Origin of the sequence: Streptomyces sp. NPDC051913 (genome assembly GCF_044593635.1) — a bacterium.
Classification (GTDB): domain Bacteria; phylum Actinomycetota; class Actinomycetes; order Streptomycetales; family Streptomycetaceae; genus Streptomyces.
In genome coordinates this window covers 54,287-74,744 of sequence record NZ_JBIUCI010000024.1, presented here as the reverse complement: position 1 = coordinate 74,744, position 20,458 = coordinate 54,287, and the positions used below count along the sequence as shown (strand labels likewise).

Below are 20,458 nucleotides of genomic sequence, written 5' to 3'. Positions count from 1 at the left end.
GTGTCCCTTCCATGGGTGGGGGGAATCGCGGGGGTGTCTTGCGGGGTGGCTACCACGCCTCCAGACGCAGGACGTGGTCTTCTCCGGCGACGAGGTCGAGCGGCCGGGTGCCGGAGGAAGTCCTCAGTTCGACGCGGTGGCTGCGCGTGGGGCGCAGGACCGCGGTCGCTTGCCGTGGGGTCCAGACGAGGTCGAGTGCGGCGCCGAACCGGGTTCGGACGCCGCGGAGTTGTCCCTGGGGGTAGCGGTCGGGCAGGGCGGGCAGCAGGACCAGCCGGTCGGGCGTCGACTGCACGAGCATCTCGACGAGCACGGCCGGGAGGGTGTGGGCGGCGTCGGCGTTGTAGACGTCGCGGTTCGGGTAGTGCGCGCTCATCAGCGAGTTGTGGAAGAAGTCGCCCTTGAGGACCTGGCCGAGGGCGTGCGCGACCCGTTCGCCGTCGCGCAGCCGGGCCGCGATCAGGGCGTGGTGGAGGTGTCCGTGGGCCGAGTCGTTCTCGGCGCCGCGCAGTCGCAGGGCGCGGTGGGCGGCGTCGGCGAGGCCGGGGGTGTCGTAGGGATTGATCTCGTCGAGCGGCCAGACCCCGTACAGATGGCTGAGATGCCGGTGGTCGTAGGTGTCCTCCAGGCCCGGCCAGGCCCACTCGGCGATCGCCCCGTCGTCGTTGATCCGGTGCGACGGAAGGCGGTCGGCGAGGGCGCGCAGGCGGGCCGCGTCCCGCGGGTGGTACGCGGCGGCCGTGAGCAGCGCGTGCCGGGCCGCCGAGAGGTCCATCGCCGCGTTGATGGCGCCCCAACTGGCGTTGGCGGGGCGGTTCTCCGGCGAGTAGGAGGGGACGACGACGAGTTGTCCATCGGTGTCGGTGCGGGTGAGGAAGTCCTCGTAGAACTGGGCGACCTCGGCGAGCGCGGCGGCGGTGCGGGGGTCGCGGGTGCCGGTGGTCTCGTCGTGGTCGACGAGCGGCTTGAGCAGCCAGTCGGCGCCGGCCGTCCACAGGTGCAGCGGGTACTCACGGCTGAAGTGGTACGTCAGCCCGGACTCGCCGTCGCTGTGCGGCGGGGCGACGATCCCGCGGGCGCCGAAGATCGCGTGGGCGTTCTCCCGCCAGTCGTCCCGCTGCCCGTGGACGAGGGACGCGAGCGCCTCGGTCACTTCGGGGAGGGCGGCTGCCGCGGCGGACGCGGTCTGGAGGTTGACGTTGGCGTCGTTGGTGAACGCCCCTGCCCAGGCGGTGTCCCAGTCGCCGGTCCACAGGCCGGTGAGGCGGGGCGGGAAGAGGCCGCTCGCGGAGAGCAGGTGGTAGCGGCCGGCGGCGAAGAGGCGCTCCATGAGGGCAGGACTGTCGGGGCGTTCCAGCAACTCCGCGCCGGGCAGGTTGCGTTCGTCGGGGTCCGCGTCCAGGTCGAGGGTGACGCGGGTGTAGGCGGTGCGGTGCAGTGCGGTGTGCCGTTCGAGGAGCGCCGAGTGGTCCAGGGGGAGTTCGCGCAGGGCGCGCGCCTCGGCCAAGACGTCCAGTTCGCCGGTGTGCCGGACGACTCGGGTCAGCAGCAGCACCGACTCGGCGCCGCTGATCCGCAGGCCGGGCGGGGTGAGGGTGACGGTGCCGCCGGTGAGCCGGACGAGGGTGACACCGGTGTAGGCGCGGTCGCTGCCGGGGTAGCGGGCGCGCAGGGTGAGCAGGGCGCCCTCGGGGGTGAGCACGGCGCCCTGGCCGACGCCGAGGTCCCTGGGGGCGCCCGGCAGCCGGTGGTCCAGGGAGATCTCCAGGTCGGTCGTGGTGACCCGGTGGACGATGACGTCGTCGGCGCGGGAGACGAAGACCTCGCTGTCCCAGCCCTGGTACCAGGTGCGGGTGACGCCGGTGGTGAAGTCGACGGACCGGTGGTAGCCGGGGGCGTCGCCGGTCGTGCCGCGCAGCCGGATCTGGAAGGCCGGGTGGAAGGGCTGCACCCACTGGAGGTCCCGGTGGTCCGTGAAGCTCTCGGCCGCGTCCAGCTCTCCGGCGAGCAACCGGTCCTGAAGCGCAGGGAGTTCGGCGGCCAGCCGCGGCGGGCGGGCCTGTTCGGCGCCGTTGGGGCGGACCAGGGTGTGATGGGTGACGACGACCCGCTCGTCGTTCGGTTCGCCGAACACAAGGGTGCCGTGATGGCCGTTGCCGCTGAGGAAGCCGTCCTCCCAGCGGGTCGCAGGGCGGGGTTCCCAGGTGCCGTACACCAGGCTCATGGCTTCAGCACCGCCACTCCGTAGCGGTCGAGGGTGAGTTCGTCCACGACGTTCATGCCGGTCAGCAGATCATGGAAAACGCCCGGAACACGCAGGTCCACGGAGTCGCGGCCGTGATTGAGCACGAAGAGCAACTCACCCCGCCGTACGGCCTCGACGCCCGCCGGCAGCCCCTCCAGCACCGGCCGGACGCCCACCTCGGCCGCGAACCCGGCGAGCAGCTCGCGCAGTTGGTCCGGTTCGGGAAGCGTGGCGAGATAGCGGGCCCGCCCCTTGCGCAGCACGGCGGGCAGACCGTCGAGTTCGCCCCCCTTGAAGGTGGCGGCCACGACCGCCTCCCCGTCCGCCTCGATCTCCTCGGACCACAAGGTTCCCCGGAACCCGTCGCATTCGACGGCATCGCCCGCGTCCAGTGGCCACCACTCGTGCAGGGTGCGGATGCCGAACAGCTCGCGCAGACGGGCGTCCATCCCGCCGGGCCGTACCCGGTCGTCCTCGTCGGCGATGCCGGTGAGGAAGCCGGAGACGAGCGTGCCGCCCTGGTGGACGTAGGCGAGGAGGTTGTCGACGGCCGCGTCGGTGAGGGCGTACAACTGCGGGACGACGACGAGCTTGTACGCGCTCAGGGCGTGTTCGGGATGGGCGAAGTCCGTGGCCAGGTGGGCCTCCCAGAGGGCCCGGTGCCAGGCGCTCAGCACCTGCGGATAGTCGACCTCGCTGGAGAGCCGGCCCTCGTGGGCGCCGGCCCACCAGGAGTGCCAGTCGTGCAGGACGGCGATCTCGTTGGGTGTGTGGCGGCCGGCGACCGCCCCGCCGATCCGGCCGAGTTCCGCGCCGAGCTGCCTGACCTCCTGGTAGGTCCGCCCCCGCTCCCCCGCGTGGCTGACCATCCCGGAGTGGAACTTCTCCGCGCCCTGCCGGGACTGTCTCCACTGGAAGTAGCAGACGGCGTCGGCGCCACGGGCGACGGCCTGGAGGGACCAGAGCCGGTTGAGGCCGCGCGGCTTGGGGTGGTTGACGCCCCGCCAGTTGACGGGCCCGGCCGCCTGCTCCATCAGCATCCAGGGACCACGGGCCTGCGAGCGGGTCATGTCCTGCACCAGCGCCCCTTGTTGGGCGCCGAGCGGATCCCGCGGATCGGGATACAGGTCGACGGAGACCACGTCCTCCTCCTCGGCCCACCGCCAGGCGTCCTGTCCCGTCCACAGCGGCATGAAGTTGGTCGTGACCGGGAGGTGCGGGGTGTGCCTGCGCACGATGTCCCGTTCGGCGAGGTAGCACTCCAGGAGCATGTCGGAGGTGAACCGCTTGAAGTCGAGGACCTGGGCCGGGTTCTTCAGATAGTGGGCGTGGCGCGGTGTGTGCACCTCGGCCCAGTCGCCGTAGCCCTGGCTCCAGAAGGCGGTGCCCCAGGCGGAGTTGAGGGCGTCGAGGGTGCCGTACCGCTGTCGCAGCCAGTCGCGGAACCGGGCGGCGGCCTCGTCGCCCCAGTCGAAGGTGCAGTACTCGTTGTTGATGTGCCACATCGTGAGGGCCGGGTGGCCGCCGTAGCGGGCGGCGAGGGCCTCGGTGATGGCGGCGGCATGGTGCCGGTAGACGGCGCTGGAGTGCGAGAAGTGCTGCCGGCCGCCCCACCACTCGGTGCGGCCGTCCTGGTCGACGGGCAGGGTCTCGGGATGCAGATGGCCCAGCCAGGGCGGTGGCGAGGAGGTCGGGGTGGCGAGGACGACCCCGATGCCGTGCTCGTGCATCAGGTCCATGAGCCGGTCGAGCCAGCCGAAGTCCCGCTCCCCGGGCCGGGGTTCGAGCTTCGCCCAGGAGAAGACGCCGAGCGTGACGGAGTTGACGCCGGCGTCCTTCATCAGCCGGACGTCCTCCTGCCAGGTCTCCTCGGGCCACTGCTCGGGGTTGTAGTCACCGCCGAAGAGGACGCGGCCGCGGGTGGCGTCACCGAGCCCTGGCATCAGACGGGCTCCCCGTACTGGATGCCACGCCCGTTGGTGGCGAGATACACGCGTCCGTACACCCGCGGGTCACCGGTGATCACCTCACCGGTCCAGCCCCACTGGTGCTGGTCGTCGTTGATCCGCACCCAGCTCCTCGTCTCGTCGTCGGAGCGGTACACGGCGGTGATCGACTCGGTGGAGCCGACCATGTAGACCGCCGGGTACGCGGCTCCCTCGGCCGCCTTGCCGAAGCCGAGGGTGTACGAGGCCCAGCAACTGGCGACCTTGGAGAAGCCGACGCCCCCGTCGGTGGACCGGTACAACCCGTTCCACTTCACGCTGAGCCACAGGTCGCCGGAGCGCCCGGGTGCCGCGACGAGCTCGAACTGGCTGTCTCCGGAGGGCAGTCCGGAGGCGCGCGCGGTAAAGGTGACGCCGCCGTCCGTGCTGGCGAACAGCGTTCCCGTGTCGGTGTCGTACGCGTAGAACAGCGCCGGGTCGGTCGGATCGGCGAGGGGCGTGGCGCCCCTCGGGAAGGAGGCGACCTCGGCCCAGGTGGCCCCGTTGTCCGTGGAACGGTGGGCCGGGTACTTGGTGCCGTCCCAGTGCCCGAAGACCCACAGCAGCACTCCGCCGTCGGCACTGACGGCGACCGGCCCCGGTGCGTCCTTGGCGAGGGCGGGCTGGGCCGCGAAGGGCGCCCAGGTCCGCCCGCCGTCGTTCGAGTACGCCCCGTTGCCGTGGTCGCCCCACCCGGCGCGCACGACGTACGCCGGCTTCGCCGCGGCCTGCGCGAGTCCCGTCGCCGTCCCGAACACGGGGTTCGACGCCATGCCGCGCGAAGGGGACGCCGTGAGCTTCTCGTGGTACATCACGCCGACGTCCCCGGACCCGCTGATCAGCGGCGCCTCCCCGGCCGGGGGCGAGATCAGCAGCCGCGCGGACGCCTCCTCGATCCCGCGGATCTGCGGAGCCCAGTGCTTCAGGTCCCGGGTGCCGTAGAGAGTGGCGCCGGTGCCGTACACGAGGTGCCTGGAGTCGTAGGGGTCGAGCGCGAGCGCCTGGATCCACCAGCCGAACTTGGGCGCGTCCGCACCCCACTTGAGATAGGGCGTCTCGGACACGTCGAAGACGGCGGAGTCCTTGAGGGAGGTCCAGGAGCGACCGCCGTCGGTGGACCGGAAGACGGTGTCGACCAGGGCCCACCGGTTGTTCGTGGAGACGACGAGGGTGCCCGGCCGCCGGGCGTCCACGGCGACCCCGCCGTACCCGAAGGAGTCGGTGCCGCCGTCGGCGGTGGTCCCGCCCGGCTTCACCGGTGTGACCTCGCGCCACTTGCCGTTGGCGGTGCACAGCGCGTGCACACTGCCGTCGGACTGTCCGTTGGGCCCGGGGGCGTCGGCGTACGTCAGATACAGCTCACGGGTGTTCCGGTCGTACGCGCCCCGGATCGGCACCTTGGCGGCGGTACCGGAGGGCTGTCCCGGCACGGCCTCCCAGTTGCTCCCGTCGGCCGTGCGGAACAGGTTGGCGGCGGTCCCGTCGGAGTCACCCCAACCGGCGTAGAGGACACGCCCTGCGGCGACGAGGAGGGTGACGCCCTGCCCGGAAGCGCTGGGGGTGCCCGGGAACCCGTCGACCTTGGCCCAAGTAGCGCCCCTGTCGGTGGACTTGAGGAGCCCGTCATGTCTGGTCCCGAGCCAGAGCGTGTCGCTGTCCCGGGGATCGACGAGCAGCCGCTCTCCGCACCCACGCCCGTCCTCGTTGGCCCCGAGCTTGACGTCGAGGTCGGTACGGGCCCAGGTGGCCCCCCGGTCGTCGGACCGCAGAACGGCCCCGTTGGAGGCCCAGGACTGCGCGTACGTACCGAGCGCGAGGTAGACCCGGTTCGGATGGACGGGGTCGACCGCCATCGCCTCGACCCCGAGAAGGTTCCAGTCGTCCCAGCCGAGGTGATCGGTGAGCGCCGTCCACCGCGCGGCGGAGTCGTCCCACCGGTAGGCGCCGCCGATGTCGGTACGGGCGTAGGCGAGCCCCCGGACGGAGGGGTGGAAGAGCACGCCGGTGACGAACCCGGTGCCGCCTTGGACGACGTTGCGCCAGCGGTAGGTGGGGGCGGCGGAGGCGGCCAGGGCGTTCCCCTGGAGGGAGGGAACGGCCGTGAGCGCGGCAGCCGCCGCAGTCCCCGCAAGTACGACACGACGGCTCAGATGTGGCGCGCGCATGACACATACCTCGCTAGACGAGAAGGTTCAGGTGAGTTACTTGAGAGGCGCGGGGAACTGCGCGACCAGCCACAAAGAAACCCGCAGCCGCCGACGCGCAGAGGTTCAACCCTTGACCGCGCCTGTCAACATGCCCTTCTTGAAATGCCGCTGCACGAACGGCGACAACACAGCCACCGGCAACAACGCCATCACCATCACAGCCATCTGAACGGCAAGCCCCGACAACTGCCCCGTCTTGATCGCCTGCCCCAACCCCACCGGCGCCTCCTGCTTCTGCACCAGCTGGATCATGACGTTCTGCAACGGCATCATGTCCTGGTCGTTCAGATACAGGGACGCGTTGAACCAGGCGCTCCAGTACCCCACCGCGTAGAACAGCGTGATGACAGCGATGACCGCCCGCGACAACGGCATCACGATCTGCCAGAGGATCCGGAAGTCCCCGGCACCGTCAATGCGCGCACTGTCGGTCAGCTCCGACGAGATCCCCATGAAGAACCCGCGCAGCACCAGGATGTTGAAGACACTGATCGCACTCGGCAGGATCAGCGCGAGATAACTGTCCGTCAGCCCGAGGGTCTGCACCAGCAGATACGTGGGAATGAGCCCGGCGCTGAAGAACATCGTCGCCAACAGCACCATGAGGATCCACCGGTGTCCGAGCGACCCCGACCGCGACAACCCGTACGCGCACAGCACGGACACGGTCATCGAGAACGCGGTACCCACGACCGTGACGAGCACGCTGATGATCGCCGCGCGGGTGACCTGCCCCCCGCTGAGCAGCTCCTGGTAGGCCACGAAGGTGATGCCCTTCGGCACCATCACCAGCCCGCCGGCCTCGTCGATGGTCTTGCGTGAGGAGAGACTGGTGACGACGACGATCCACAGCGGAAAGAGAATCGCCAGGCACGCGATGCCGAGCACGAGCCCCTTGCCCGCCAGCCCCGCCTTCGAGGGAGGTTCTTCCCACACCGGCCGAGGCGGCGCGGCCCATGGCTTGTCGATGACGGCGGTCACTTCTTGTACACCCCCTGCTCGCCCATGAGATGGGCCACCTTGTTCGCGGCCAGGACGAGACCGATGCTGATGACGCCCTTGACGAGTCCGGCGGCGGCCGCGTAGCCGAAGTCCTGGTTGCGGACGCCGTTCCACCACACGAAGGTGTCGAGCACTTCCGCGGCACCCGGCCCCACCGCGTCTCTCTGCAACAGGATCTGTTCGAATCCGACGGTCAGCGCGTCGCCGACCCGCAGCACCAGCAGCAGCGCGATCACCGGCCGCAGCGCGGGCAGCGTGACGTGCCACATGCGGCGCCACCGTGAAGCCCCGTCCATGGCGGCGGCCTCGTACAGGTCCGGGCTCACGGACGCCAGCGCGGCGAGGAAGACGATGATCCCCCAGCCGGCGTCCTTCCACACCGACTGCGCGGTGACGAGGAACTTGAAGGTGTTCGGATCGGTCATGACGTCGAGGCCGTCGTAGCCGTGGTTGCGCAGCAGCGTCGACAACAGCCCCGCGCCGCCCAGCAGTTGCTGGAAGACCGCGATCACCAGCACCCATGAGAAGAAGTGGGGCAGATAGAGAACGGCCTGGGCGATGGCCCGCACCCGGGGCCTGACCACGCTGTTGATGAGCAGCGCGAGCAGGATCGGGATCGGGAAGAACAGCAGGAGCTGGAGGAAGAACAGCACCAGGGTGTTCTGGACCGCCGACCAGAAGGACGAGTCCGCGAAGATCCGGTTGAAGTTCTCCAGCCCCACCCAGGGGCTGTGCAGCATCGACACGACCCCGTTGTCGCTGATGTAGGGGTCGTAGTCCTGGAAGGCCACCACGTTGCCGAGGATCGGCACGTAGTTGAAGAGCAGGACCAGGACGACCGCCGGCAGCGTCATCAGGATCAGGACGCGGTCGCGTCTGAACCGTAGGCGCAGGCTCAGTCTCCCGCGTCGCCCGTCACTGGAACCGGTGGCGCCGCCGGGCGCCACCGGGGTCTTCGCCGTCGTGTCGGCCTCGGTCCTGCTCCGAGGCACCGTGCTGTGGGACACGGCCGTTCTCCTTGCCTCGGTACCTGGTCAGCCGGCCGCGGAGCCGTTCTCGTCGAGGATCTGCTTGTACCAGTCGCGGAGCCTGTCGCCGCCCTTGCTCTTCCAGTCGGAGACGGCCTGCTGCATGTCGCTGACCTTCTTGCGGCCGCGGACGATGTCGTCCTCCAGCTGCTCGAAGTCGTTGGAGAGGTTGGTGTAGCGGTTGGGCTCGGTGATCTGCATGCCCCAGAAGGTGGACTTCTTGGTGAAGGCGCCCATCCGCTGCTCCCACTCGACCTGGCCCTTGGCGACCTCGGGGAAGTCGGGGTGGGCGAGGGTCGCGGCGGGGCTGGCGACCATCACGTAGGCGTTCATCACCTCCAGGTTGCCCTGGTCGGTCTTGGTGGGGACGCCGTCCTTGACGGTGTAGTGGGTGCCCTCCACCCCGTAGTTGGTCATCATGTACTCCTTGGTGCCGTACGGCGCCGCGGTGACGTTGGCGACGGCGAGCACGTCGCGGATGACCGACTCGGAGGCCTTCTTGTTGACGAAGGCGAAGATGCCGGCGGGCTGCTCGGCGTAGATGGTGGGGTTGCCGCCGTCATGGCCCCACACATCCATGCCCCAGACCTTGAAGTCCGGGTTCTGCTGGGCCTGTTCGGCGGTGCGGCTCCACCACTGGGAGATGTTGTTGGGGTAGATCAGGAACTCGCCCGACGCGAACTTCGGTCCCGGGTCGGGGGCGTTCTTGCCCATCTTGGAGTCGGGGTGGACGACACCCGCCTCGAAGAGCTTGCGGGCCCACTCGATCGCTTCGAGGTACTCCTCGGTCTCGACTCGGTTGACCAGCTTGCCGTCGACCATGTTCCAGCCGAGCGGCTTCTCGCTGCCGGAGAAGACACCGAACGCCTGCCACGCGGTCCACTTCATGTCCAGGCAGGCCCAGCGCTTGGCCTTGGCGTTGGTGATCTCCTTGGCCAGGGCCATGAACTCGTCGCAGGACTTGGGTATTTCGTACCCCTCCTTGTCGAAGATGTCCTGCCGGTAGAGGGGCACGATACTCGGGGCCCACGGCGCCGGCATCGGCAGTCCGCGCAGCTTGCCGCCGAAGATGGAGCGCCGCCAGGAGTCGGTCGGGATCGCGGCGAGGTTCGGGAAGTCCTTGACCGCGTCGCCGGAGAGGTAGGGGCCGAGGTCGGCGAACTTGCTGATGATGGCGGTGGGGATCTTGCCGTTCATGTTCCAGCCGGGGACGACCACCACGTCCGGGACGTCGCTGGAGGCGAGGACCGCGCCGAGCTTCTGCTCGTAGGTGTTGCCGTCCTGGTTCTGCCACTGGACGTCGACGCCGATCAGGTCGTTCATCGCCTTGTAGTAGGCGTTGCCGCTCTTGGGCGGCGAGCCCCAGAACGGCGACATGACAGTGACCTTGCCGCCCTTGCCGAGCTTCTTCTCGACCGAGGTCTTCAGCGTGGCGAGGTCCAGCTTGCTGGTGAAGCCGATCGCGGAGCCGTTCTTGGCGGGGATGTCCGGCGTCACCACGTTGCTGGCCACATAGGCCGGAAGGATCTTCTTGGCGTCCTTGCTCGACGTGGTGCCGTCGCGCGATCCGCTGTCCGAGCCGCCGCAGGCGGCGAGGAGCGGCATCCCCCCGGCCACCGCGGCGGTGGCCACCGCCGAGGAGGCGAGGAAGCTTCTCCGGCTGGGCCCGGAGGAGGCGGAAGCGGCGTTCGGCGTCATTGCGTCAACCCTTCATGGCGCACCAGGACACCCGGCGGTGGGCCGTCGGCTGCGGTGTCTTCAGTGGAACTGGCTGAGCCGAAGCGTTCCCTCGACTTCTACGGTCGGTCCGTCGACTTCTACGGTCGACGCGTGGTCGAAGTAGTCGAAGCGCTTCGATGTTGCTGTGAGGTTAAGTGAAGCCATGTGGGTGCACAAGGGTCGCTCCCAATATTCCTCGGCGGCCTGGGAGGCAACCTTTTCTTATGCACCGCTTGAAGTGATGGTGCTGCTCCCTTGACACCCACCCCGGTGTCGAATCAGCATCGAAGCGCTTCGAAAGAGCTTCGCCGCTCCACTCCAAGGGGAACCCCACGTGACCGCACAGCCGCCGCCCACGCCGCCCTTCCGCGATCCACAGCTGCCCTTCGCGAAGCGCATCGACGATCTGCTGTCGCGGCTCTCCCTCGACGAGAAGACCGCGTTCCTGCACCAGTTCACGCCGGCCGTGGAGCGCCTCGGCGTCGCCGCGTTCCGCACCGGCCAGGAGGCGCTGCACGGCGTGGCCTGGATGGGCCCGGCGACGGTGTTCCCGCAGGCGGTCGGTCTCGCCGCGACCTGGAACACGGAGCTCGTGCGACGGGTCGGCGACGCGGTGTCGAAGGAGGTCCGCGCGATGCGGGCGCGCGACGACCGCGTGGGCCTCAACGTCTGGTCGCCGACCGTCAACCTCCTGCGCCACCCGCTGTGGGGCCGCAACGAGGAGGGCTACTCGGAGGATCCGAAGCTGACCTCCGCCATCGCCACGGCGTACACGCACGGCCTGCGCGGCGACCACCCGGCCTACTGGCGTACGGCCCCCGTCCTCAAGCACTGGCTGGCCCACAACAACGAGACGGACCGGGCCACTTCGTCCAGCTCGGTGCGCCCGCGCGTGCTGCACGAGTACGACCTGCGAGCCTTCCGCGAGACCGTCGAGGCGGGCGCGGTGGCCGGCGTGATGCCCGCGTACAACCTGGTCAACGGCCGCCCCAACCACGTCAGTCCGTATCTGCGCGAGCAGCTGCGGGCCTGGACGGACGAGGAGCTGCTGGTCTGCTCGGACGCGGGCGCGCCCTCCAACCTGGTCGACTTCGAGCACTACTTCGACACCCACGAGGAGGCCACGGCCGCCTCCCTGCTCGCCGGCGTCGACAGCTTCACCGACCACGGCACGGACAGCTCGCTGATCGTCGGCCGGCTCAGGAAGGCCTACGAGCAGGGCCTGTTGACCGAGGCCGACCTCGACACGGCGGTCCGCCGCCAGCTCTCGGTGCGGTTCCGGCTCGGCGAGTTCGACGGCTACGACGAGCCGGGCGCGTACGACACCCCCGAGCACCGAGCCCTCGCCCAGGAGGCGGCGGAGCAGGCCGTCGTCCTGCTGCGCAATGACGGGGTGCTGCCGCTCGCGCCCGACACCCGGCTCGCCGTGGTCGGCCTGCTCGCCGACGAGTGCAAGCTCGACTGGTACAGCGGCACCCTGATCCACCGCTCCACCCCGCTGGAGGGCCTGTACGAGCGGTTCGGCGCCGAGCGCGTGGAGTTCGCGGAGGGCGTGGACCGCGTCCGCCTGCGGACCTCCACCGGCGCCTTCCTTCAGGTGCCGGCCGCGGACGCCGACGACGAGGTGCGCGGTGCCGAGGGCGCCCTGGACCCGGCGCTGCTCGCGGGCCGCACCGATCTGCCGCCGCTGACCACGGACCCGACCGGCACCGAACTCGCCCTCGTCGACTGGGGCGAGGGTCTGCTGACCCTGCGCGCCCCCGACGGCCGCTATCTGTCGGTCGCCGCGGACGGCTATGTCCGCGCCGCCGCCGACCAGCCCGGGGGCTGGGTCGTCCAGGAGACGTTCCGGCTCGAACCCCACGAGAACGGACACCTCCTCAGGCACGTCGGTACGGGTCGCCACATCTCTGTCGCCGCCGGCGGAGTAAAGGTTGCCGACGAGAATCCGGAAATCCCCGAGGCCCCGGAGATCTTCGAACTGATCATCGCCGAGCACGGCGGGGACGCGGTGGCCCGGGTCGCCGCAGAGGCGGACGTCGTCCTGGTGGTCGCGGGCAACGACCCGCATCTGAACGGCCGCGAGACCGAGGACCGTACGACCCTCGCGCTCCCCGCCCACCAGGAGCGGCTGCTGCGCGCCGCCCGCACCGCGAACCCGAACACGGTGCTGGTCCTGGTCTCCGCCTACCCGTACGCGGTCGAGCCCGGTCCGCTGCGCGCCGTGCTCTGGACGGCCCACGGCGGCCAGGCCGCGGGCACCGCCCTGGCCCGGGTCCTGGCCGGGGACGTCTCCCCCGCGGGCCGCCTCCCGCAGACCTGGTACGCGGACGACGCCGATCTGCCCGACCTGCTGGACTACGACGTGATCGGCGGCCGGCAGACGTACCTCTACTACGAGGGCACGCCCCTGTTCCCGTTCGGTCACGGCCTGTCGTACGCGTCGTTCGCGTACGCGGATCTGAACTCCCGGGTCGAGGAAGGGATGTTGCACGTCTCCTGCACGGTCACCAACACCGGCGACGTGACGGCCGACGAGGTGGCCCAGCTCTACACGCGGGCCGTCGACCCGTCGGTGCCGCGCCCGCGCCGCCAGCTGGTCGCGCACCGCCGGGTCACCCTGACGCCGGGCGGGAAGACGGGCGTGGACTTCGAGGTCCCGCTGTCGGAGCTGGAGTTCTGGGACGTGGCGCAGGGCCGCCTCCGCCTCGAACCCGGCCCGTACGACCTGCTGGTGGGCGCCTCCAGCGAGGACATCCGGTTGCGCGCGACCGTCGTCCTGGACGGTGAGCCGGGCACCCCGCGCGCGGTGACCGAACGCGGCCTGGACGGGGCGGACTTCGACGAGCAGAGCGGCGCCGAGATCGTCGACCGCACGAGGACCACGGGCGACGCGGTGACGCCGGCCCCGGACCGGACGGCCGAACTGCTCTACCGTGCCTGCGACTTCGGGCCGGGCGTCACGGGGGTGACGGTGACCGTGGCGGGCGAGGGCACGGTCGAGGTGTCGCTGGACGGCGGGCCCGCGACAGTCGCGCTCTCACCCCGAACGCCCACGTCAGGGCCGTACGACTATGTCACCCTCACGGCGGGGCTGACGGCCTCCGGCGTGCACGACGTCCACCTGAGACTGCGCGGCCCGCTGCGGCTCGCGCACGTCGGCTTCTCCGGTTGAGTGTCCGGAGGAGACGGCACGGAGAAGGGGCCCGGCACCGGAAGGCATCGGTGCCGGGCCCCTTTTCGGGAGCCTATCTGAAAATGGTTCCCATTAGCTAGAGGGTCTCGATGGGGCGCCTCAGAGAGCGAGCCCCGTCAGGACCAGCACCCGCTCGTAGGTGTAGTCGTCCATCGCGAACTTCACGCCCTCGCGGCCCACACCGGACTGCTTGGCGCCGCCGTACGGCATCTGGTCGGCGCGGTAGGAGGGCACGTCTCCGACGACCACGCCGCCGACCTCAAGGGCGCGGTGGGCGCGGAAGGCGGCCTGGAGGTCGTGGGTGAACACGCCCGCCTGGAGGCCGTACTTCGAGTCGTTGACGGCTGCGAAGGCCGCGTCCTCGCCATCGACCTTCTGCACGGTGAGGACGGGTCCGAAGACCTCCTCGCAGGAGAGGGTCGTGCTCGCCGGTACGTCGGTGAGGACGGTCGGCGCGTAGGAGGCGCCGTCACGGTCGCCGCCGGTGAGGAGGGTGGCACCGGCCTCCACGGCCTCCTTCACCCACGCCTCGACGCGCTTGGCCGCGTCCTCGCTGACCAGTGGGCCGACGTCCGTCTTGGCGTCGCTCGGGTCACCGGTGACCTGGGCCTCGACGGCGGCGACGATCCGCGGCAGGAGGCGGTCGTAGACCGACGCGTCCGCGATGACCCGCTGCACGGAGATGCAGGACTGACCGCCCTGGTAGTTGGAGAACGTGGCGATACGGGTCGCGGCCCAGTCGAGGTCCGCGTCGCTCGCGTAGTCACCGAGGACGACGGCCGCGCCGTTGCCGCCCAGTTCCAGGGTGCAGTGCTTGCGCGGCACCGAGTCCATGATCGCGTAGCCGACCTTCTCGGAACCGGTGAAGGAGATGACCGGCAGGCGCTCGTCCTGGACGAGGGCGGGCATCCGGTCGTTCGGCACCGGGAGGATGCTCCAGGACCCGGCGGGCAGCTCGGTCTCGGCGAGCAGGTCGCCGATGACCAGGCCGGAGAGCGGGGTGGCGGGCGCCGGCTTGAGGATGATCGGCACCCCTGCCGCGATCGCCGGAGCGATCTTGTGGGCGCACAGGTTCAGCGGGAAGTTGAAGGGCGCGATACCGAGGACGACGCCCTTCGGGAAGCGCCGGGTGAGCGCGAGCCGGCCCTGGCCGCCGAGGTCGGTGTCGAGGCGCTGGGCCTCGCCGCTGTTGAAGCGCCGGGCCTCCTCGGCGGCGAACCGGAACACGGAGACGGCCCGGCCGACCTCGCCGCGGGCCCACTTGATCGGCTTGCCGTTCTCGGCGGAGATGAGCTGCGCGATCTCCTCGGTGCGCTCGACGAGACGCCGGCTGACGTGGTCGAGGGCGGCGGCGCGGACGTGGGCCGGGGTGGCGGCGAACTCGTCCCGTACGGCGTGGGCGGCGGCGACGGCCTCCTCGGTCTGCGCGTCGCTCGGCACGCTCACCTTGCCGACGACCCGGCCGTCCCAGGGCGAGGTGACGTCGAAGCTGTCCTCGCCGGTGACCTGGCGGCCGGCGAGCCAGAAGGCGTGGGTGGAAGTCATGTCCCGGCCCTTCCGCGTTGGGGGTGTGCGATGGCTTTCGGGGTCCACGGTAGGGGTGGGGAGGCGAGGGGGTGTTTATCCGAGGTGGAGTGGTGGGGGGTGGGGGTGTGCCGGTTTGGTGGAGTGCCCTGGAGAGCCCGGCCCGGGACGTTCCGGGCCGGGCTCGGGAAGGGGGCGGGATCAGGCTCGCTTGAGGCGGACGGCGACCGTCTCGCTGACGGTCACCGGCTGGGCGTAGTCCGGGTCCGTCGCCGTCGCCCGGGTCTCGACCTCGACGTCACCGCGCTGGAAGGGGACGTCTCCGGTGGGTACGGCCGTCGCGGTCCAGGCCACCGGGGCGCCCGGAGTGCAGGACACGGACGTGCTGAAGGAGCCGCGGATGAGCTTCTGGCTCTTCACCTGCGTGATGTCGCCCGCCACATCCACCCGCACCGGCTTGTTGCAGCTCACCGTCCCGTGCACGGTGGCCTTGCCGTTCAGGCTGCTCGCGGCGCCGTCCAGGGCCACGGCGAGGCCGAGGTCGAGCTGCGCGGGCGGGGCCGGGTTGGCGATGTGGACCTCACCGCGGGCCGCGGTACTGCCTCCCTCGCAGTGCTGCACGAAGCTGGCGTCGAGCTTCTCGACATAGCCCTGCGGGCCGAGCTCCACGTCGGTGATGGTGAACTCGCCGGTGAGCGTGTTGCAGCCGCGCCCGTTGCCGCTGAGGTCGAGCCCCGGCTCGGTCGGCTCGTTGAACGGGTAGCGGGTGGCTCCGGTGTACGTCCCCGGCGCGAGGGTGCGGCCGGAAGGCGCCGTGAGGTCCAGGGACCACCAGTCGCCGTTCGCCCCGTCGACGGAGAGGTGGACCCCGTTGCCCGCGGTGTCGGCGGAGATGCTCAGCTGATCCTGGGACGCGGTCGAGTAGGCGTAGGACTGGCCGCCGCTGATCCAGTCACCCTCGTCGCCGCTGAAGGCGAGCGAGCCCTCGGTGACGGGCAGAGCGTGTGCCTCGGTGCCGGACAGCAGACCGGTGGTGCCGGCGGCCATGCTCAGGGTCAGTGCGAGGACGGCCGCGGCGCGGGCCAGGACGCGTGCGGGCGCGCTGATGCTCATGAATGTTCCCCCCTGCGGATGAAGTGCCAGTGCCCCTGTCGCCGGTGGGAGCGCTTTCTCCGCACCGGCGCAGCGAGTCTGTCAATCGGCGGGATTCATGACAACTGTGTTTCAGGAGACGACAGTTGTGGTTTCGGCCAACCCCTGTGACGGGCCTACTCCGACGCCGTGGCCTTCAGCGCCAGCCACAGCTCCATCCGTACGTCCGGATCGTCCAGGGACCGTCCGAGGATCTCCTCCACCCGCCGCATCCGGTACCGCAGGGTGTGCCGGTGCACGCCCAGGTCCGCGGCGGCGGCGTCCCACTGGCCGTGCCGGGAGAGCCAGGCCCGCAGGGAGGCGACCAGGTCTCCCCGGCCGGTCGCGTCGTGTTCGTACAGGGGCCGCAGCAACCCGTCGGCGAAGGCCTTCACCGCGTCGTCGGCGAGGAGCGGCACCACCGACCCCGCCGCCAGCTGCTCGTGCTCCACCCACAGCCGCCCCCGGCGCCGGGCGACGGACAGCGCCTGCTCGGCCTGCTTGTAGGCGACGCCCGCGGCGATCGGACCGGCCGGCGCGGACACCCCGACGACGGGTTCCGCGGCCTCGCCCTGCTCCCCCGCCCGAGCGGCCTCCAGTACGGCCGTGTACTCCCCGCACGCGCCGACCGCCGCGCCGCCGTCCGCGGCCAGCACCACCAGCCGCTCCCCCTCGGGCACGACCAGCACGGCCTCCCCGGCCCGGGCCGCCGCCGACTCCACGGCCTCGGCGAGCGCCCCCAGCGGATCACCGTCGGCGGCGCCGTCCACGGCCCCCCGTACCGTCGACTCCGCTTCGGCCACGATCACCCGGAACGGAGCGTCCAGCAGGGCGCCGTACAGATCACCGGCCACGGCCCGCGCGTGGTCGGGCTCCCCCGCCAGCAGCATCCGCAGCACCGCCGCCCCGATCCGCTGCTCGGCCGCGTACAGCGACCGGGACCGCTCGGTCGTGAGCGTCAGCAGCGCGATCGCGGAGTGCACGGCGTAGCGCTCCGCCGTGCCGAGCGCCGCGGCGGTCCCCACCGCGAGCGCGGCCCGAGGCCGTCGGCCCGTCCCGAGGGAGTGCAGCTCGACCCGGTCCTCGCCGTCCGGACCGCCGACCACCGAAGACGCCGGCGCGGCCCGCTCGCGCAGCCGCTCCACGTCCGCGGTCAGCCGCGCGGCCCGCCGGCCGGCCCACTCCGGCGCGGTGGCGACGACGGCACCCGACGCGTCGTACAGCGCCGCCCAGCCGTCGACCTGGCCGGCGAGCGCGGACAGCAGCCCCTCCGGGCCCTCCGCGAGCGCCTGCCGGGTCAGCTCGCGCTGGGCCGCGAACCCCGCCGTCACCGCCCGGTACTGGTCGGCGGCGATGGCGGCGGACACGGCCTTGCTGATGGCGAGGAAGGGGGTACGCCGGGGCACCTCCAGCAGGGGCAGCCCCTCGGCCTCCGCGGCGGCCACGAGCGCCTCGGGGATGTCCTCGTAGTTGACCCCGACGGCGAAGCCGAGCCCGACGACGCCCGCGCCGACCAGCCGCTTCACATAGCGCCGCATCACCTCCGGGTCCGCCGCGTCCAGTTTCAGCGCGGTGATCAGGAGCAGCTCCCCGCCCTCCATGTACGGCACGGGGTCGGCGAGCTCGCTGACGTGTGCCCAGCGCACGGGGACGTCGAGGCGGTCCTCGCCCGCGCGCACGGTCAGCTTGAGCGCGGAGTGGTGGACGAGCGAGGAGAGGGTGGGCGGCATGAGGCCTTCAGGTCAGTAGTGAGGTGCGGCCGGCGTGATCATTTGGCCGCCATGTATGAACAGCCTGTGCCGATTCTGCCTCACTGTACGGTCCCCTTCAGCCCCTGAGGTCCACCAGCAGCGGCGGAGTGTGCTCCCCCTTGACGTCGGTCAGCGACAGCACCGCGTGCCCGGGCGGCACCGCGTGCGCCAGCTCGGACGCGGACCAGCGCTCCCGCTCGACCTGGCGCACGGTCACGGCCTCCGTGGTGACGGCCTTGCCGGTGACCAGCTTGCGCAGGGCGTGCATGACCCGGGTCATCGGCTGGTCGGCGAAGACGGTGTGCTGGGCGACGTCCTTGGTCTCCACCCACTCCGTGCCCCAGGCCTCCGCGAAGCGGCCGCCGTCCCAGGTGGTCACCCCGGACAGGGCCATCCGGCAGCCCACGGCCCCGTACAGCGGCCCGTGCAGCGACTCGGGGACGTCGGAGACCGAGCGCAGTGCCAGCACCACTCCGGCGTTCCGCGAGCGCAGCCGCTGGATCCGGCGCAGCGACCCGGGGGTGACGGTGCCGGTGGCGTCGTCGAGGACGAGGCTCACGAAGTGCTCGCGGGTGCCTTCGCCTTCCTCGGCGACCCGAGCGAACTGGGCCAGCACCAGCCGGGCGATCAGCCGCGCCGCCTCCTCGTGGCCGTGCCGGGGCAGGTCGATGCGGACCCGCAGCGGGTGATGGGCGACGGCACGCAGGGAGAACGGACGGAGGGTGTCACCACCGGAGCCGTCGGAGGGGACCGTGTCGCCGCCCGAGCCGAAGAAGCCGTCGAACGCCGGTCGATCGAGCAGGGCGAGCCGGTCGGCGAGTGCCGGGCCCGGGTCGCCGGGCGCGCCGGCCTGGCGGACTCGGGCGTCCAGCTCACGGCGCATCGCCGCGTGCCGGTCGCCGGCCAGCCGGTCGCGCAGCTCGGCGAGAGTGGCCGGGTCGCCCTCCAGCAGCTCGCGCAGGACGGGCAGGCTCGGGAAGCGGCCGTACGCGGCCCGGTAGGGGCCCAGCAGCTGGGCGAGGGGCCGTGCGGCGCGCTCGGCGCCCGTGCCGTCGAGGTCGCCGGCCAGCGCCTCGGCGAGGAACCCGGCCGCCTCGTCGGGGTCGTCGACCTCGGCGTAGGGGTCGAGGTCGTGCACGGAGGCGGGGTCGCCGACGCGGACGACCACGTCGTAGGCGGTGTCGGGCCCGAGCGGGGTGCCGGCGCCGCCCACCACGACGACGGCGCAGCTCCCGGTGAGGGCCTGGAGGGTCAGGGCCTCGGTGACCGGGGCGATCACATGCCGGGTCTTGCCGGCGCCGGACGGGCCGACGACCAGCAGCGAGGTGCGCAGGGTCTCCGGGCCGAGGGCGGCGCCGATCCCGCCGTACGCCAGGGGGGTGCGCTCGGCCTCGGTCCAGCGGCCGATGCGGACCTGCCCGGTGAGCAGGTCGTGGCGGGCGGTGCGGTGGGTGAGGTCGCGGGCGCCCGAGGGGTGGGTGAAGGCGGCGGCGCCCTGCCGGAGGACCGTGTCCGTGAAGTCGGCGAGCCTGCCCAGTCGTCGGGCCCGGGTCCAGCCGCGTTCGATGCGGGCGCAGTCCACGTCGTTCATCCGCCCCGCGAGCAGCTCCGCGGCCAGCAGCTCGGCGGCCTGGTGCTGGCCGGCCTCGCGCAGCTCGGGCCAGCGGGCGCGGGGCTGTTCGGTCACCCCGGCCGGGTCCTGGCCGTGCGCGGCGCGGCGCCGGTCGGCGAGCCAGGTCCGGGCCAGCGGCAGCCAGGCGCCGAGCCGGGCGAAGGGCCACAGGACGAGGAGGACGACGACGGTGTCGAGCAGTTGTTTGGACGGCGACTCGTACACCCCGTACCCGTCAGTGATCAGGACGAGCAGGGAGAACAGCGGGGTGACGACGGGCACGGGGTCCCAGCCGACGGCGGGGAAGGAGTCCGGGAAGACGAAGCTGAGCGCGACGAGCGCGCCGAGGGCGGCGATGAGGGCCCGCGCGGGCTGTGCCTTGCGGCCGACGAAGTGCCGGGCGACGACCGCCCAGCCGCCGAGCCGGATCACCACGTACACGAGAACGGCGAAGGAGACACCGCTGTAGACCTCCAGCGCCTCCACGCCCGGATACGGCACCGCCTCCCCCGCCAGCTGCTTGGGGGACGCCAGCGTGCCGCCCCACCACCAGTCGTCCGGGGTGAACAGCCGGAGCACCGTGAACTCGTACGGCACCTCGCCCCGCCGCCAGAACGACCAGACCACGAGCCCGACGACGAGGGGGATCAGCATGCCCGCGACGGTCACCGGGGAGAGCCGTTCGGCCTTCCGCGCCGCCTTCGGCCGCTGGTACCCGAACCGCCAGATACCGGGCTCCGCCGCAGGCCGCTTCTCGTTCAGCCAGTTGGCCACCAGCGTGCCCGGGCTCTGCCCCGGCTGCGGCGGCACCCGCGGCGCGTCCGGTGGTCCCGCCGGACGCGGCACCGGGTTCGCATGCGTACCCCGAGCGTCCTGCGTCCCGTCGCTGTCCATCGCCCCTGCTCCCTGACCAGCCGTTCCGTCCACCATCAGCGGCCAATCTAACGCCCCCGCAAGGGGAGTTCACCGCTTACGCGGCCGCTGCGGCCTTTCCCGGGCGCCCGGCGGTGCGAGGCCCGCCCGGGTCTCCGCTATGTCCACCACGGACAACCGGTGCC

Annotated in this window: 11 protein-coding genes; 1 reads left to right on the top strand and 10 read right to left on the bottom strand. The window is 71.5% G+C overall.

All coding sequences use genetic code 11. The annotated features are described in order from the left end of the window. Positions 1–49: 49 nt before the first annotated feature. The 6 genes from ACIHIX_RS42810 to ACIHIX_RS42785 all read right to left on the bottom strand — a co-directional run bounded on the left by ACIHIX_RS42810 (position 50) and on the right by ACIHIX_RS42785 (position 10,165). The gene (locus ACIHIX_RS42810; protein ID WP_399966004.1) at positions 50–2,224 is read right to left on the bottom strand and encodes a glycosyl hydrolase family 95 catalytic domain-containing protein; all 2,175 of its coding nucleotides are present in this window, start codon (positions 2,222–2,224) and stop codon (positions 50–52) included. Continuing rightward, entirely contained in the window at positions 2,221–4,188 is a 1,968-nt protein-coding gene (locus tag ACIHIX_RS42805) for a beta-galactosidase (protein WP_399966003.1), read from the bottom strand. Before ACIHIX_RS42805 ends, ACIHIX_RS42810 begins: the two co-directional genes overlap by 4 nt. Beyond that, positions 4,188–6,395, bottom strand: a complete 2,208-nt coding sequence (locus tag ACIHIX_RS42800) for a WD40/YVTN/BNR-like repeat-containing protein (protein WP_399966002.1) — start codon at positions 6,393–6,395, stop codon at positions 4,188–4,190. The genes ACIHIX_RS42805 and ACIHIX_RS42800 overlap by 1 nt, the downstream gene beginning before the upstream one ends. A 105-nt stretch (positions 6,396–6,500) precedes the next feature. After that, positions 6,501–7,418 carry a carbohydrate ABC transporter permease gene (locus tag ACIHIX_RS42795; protein WP_399966001.1) on the bottom strand — a complete coding sequence of 306 codons (918 nt, stop codon included), beginning with the start codon at positions 7,416–7,418 and terminating at the stop codon, positions 6,501–6,503. Next, entirely contained in the window at positions 7,415–8,446 is a 1,032-nt protein-coding gene (locus tag ACIHIX_RS42790; protein WP_399965999.1) for an ABC transporter permease, read from the bottom strand. Before ACIHIX_RS42790 ends, ACIHIX_RS42795 begins: the two co-directional genes overlap by 4 nt. Positions 8,447–8,473: 27 nt before the next feature. Continuing rightward, positions 8,474–10,165 carry an extracellular solute-binding protein gene (locus ACIHIX_RS42785; RefSeq protein ID WP_399965998.1) on the bottom strand — a complete coding sequence of 564 codons (1,692 nt, stop codon included), beginning with the start codon at positions 10,163–10,165 and terminating at the stop codon, positions 8,474–8,476. 355 nt (positions 10,166–10,520) lie between these two features. Between ACIHIX_RS42785 and ACIHIX_RS42780 the strand changes: the two genes are divergently transcribed. Then, the gene (locus ACIHIX_RS42780; protein ID WP_399965997.1) at positions 10,521–13,361 is read left to right on the top strand and encodes a glycoside hydrolase family 3 C-terminal domain-containing protein; all 2,841 of its coding nucleotides are present in this window, start codon (positions 10,521–10,523) and stop codon (positions 13,359–13,361) included. Positions 13,362–13,481: 120 nt separating this feature from the next. Here ACIHIX_RS42780 and ACIHIX_RS42775 read toward each other — a convergent pair whose 3' ends face one another. The 4 genes from ACIHIX_RS42775 to ACIHIX_RS42760 form a co-directional block, all read right to left on the bottom strand. Continuing rightward, positions 13,482–14,927 carry an aldehyde dehydrogenase family protein gene (locus ACIHIX_RS42775; RefSeq protein WP_399965996.1) on the bottom strand — a complete coding sequence of 482 codons (1,446 nt, stop codon included), beginning with the start codon at positions 14,925–14,927 and terminating at the stop codon, positions 13,482–13,484. A gap of 180 nt (positions 14,928–15,107) precedes the next feature. Beyond that, complete coding sequence (locus ACIHIX_RS42770) at positions 15,108–16,019, bottom strand: hypothetical protein (protein WP_399965995.1); 912 nt, start codon at positions 16,017–16,019, stop codon at positions 15,108–15,110. Between the two features lie 155 nt (positions 16,020–16,174). Beyond that, positions 16,175–17,767, bottom strand: a complete 1,593-nt coding sequence (locus ACIHIX_RS42765) for a PucR family transcriptional regulator (protein WP_399965994.1) — start codon at positions 17,765–17,767, stop codon at positions 16,175–16,177. A 97-nt stretch (positions 17,768–17,864) separates the two neighbouring features. After that, positions 17,865–20,294, bottom strand: coding sequence for an ATP/GTP-binding protein (locus tag ACIHIX_RS42760; protein ID WP_399965993.1), 2,430 nt, complete (start codon positions 20,292–20,294; stop codon positions 17,865–17,867). Positions 20,295–20,458: the final 164 nt, after the last annotated feature.

Excerpts from the sequence above, each read along its gene's own strand:
- ACIHIX_RS42765 (WP_399965994.1), bottom strand. The coding sequence starts at position 17,767 with ATGCCGCCCACCCTCTCCTCGCTCGTCCACCACTCCGCGCTCAAGCTG.
- ACIHIX_RS42760 (WP_399965993.1), bottom strand. The coding sequence starts at position 20,294 with ATGGACAGCGACGGGACGCAGGACGCTCGGGGTACGCATGCGAACCCG.
- ACIHIX_RS42775 (WP_399965996.1), bottom strand. The coding sequence starts at position 14,927 with ATGACTTCCACCCACGCCTTCTGGCTCGCCGGCCGCCAGGTCACCGGC.
- ACIHIX_RS42800 (WP_399966002.1), bottom strand. The coding sequence starts at position 6,395 with ATGCGCGCGCCACATCTGAGCCGTCGTGTCGTACTTGCGGGGACTGCG.
- ACIHIX_RS42785 (WP_399965998.1), bottom strand. The coding sequence starts at position 10,165 with ATGACGCCGAACGCCGCTTCCGCCTCCTCCGGGCCCAGCCGGAGAAGC.
- ACIHIX_RS42770 (WP_399965995.1), bottom strand. The coding sequence starts at position 16,019 with ATGAGCATCAGCGCGCCCGCACGCGTCCTGGCCCGCGCCGCGGCCGTC.
- ACIHIX_RS42810 (WP_399966004.1), bottom strand. The coding sequence starts at position 2,224 with ATGAGCCTGGTGTACGGCACCTGGGAACCCCGCCCTGCGACCCGCTGG.
- ACIHIX_RS42805 (WP_399966003.1), bottom strand. The coding sequence starts at position 4,188 with ATGCCAGGGCTCGGTGACGCCACCCGCGGCCGCGTCCTCTTCGGCGGT.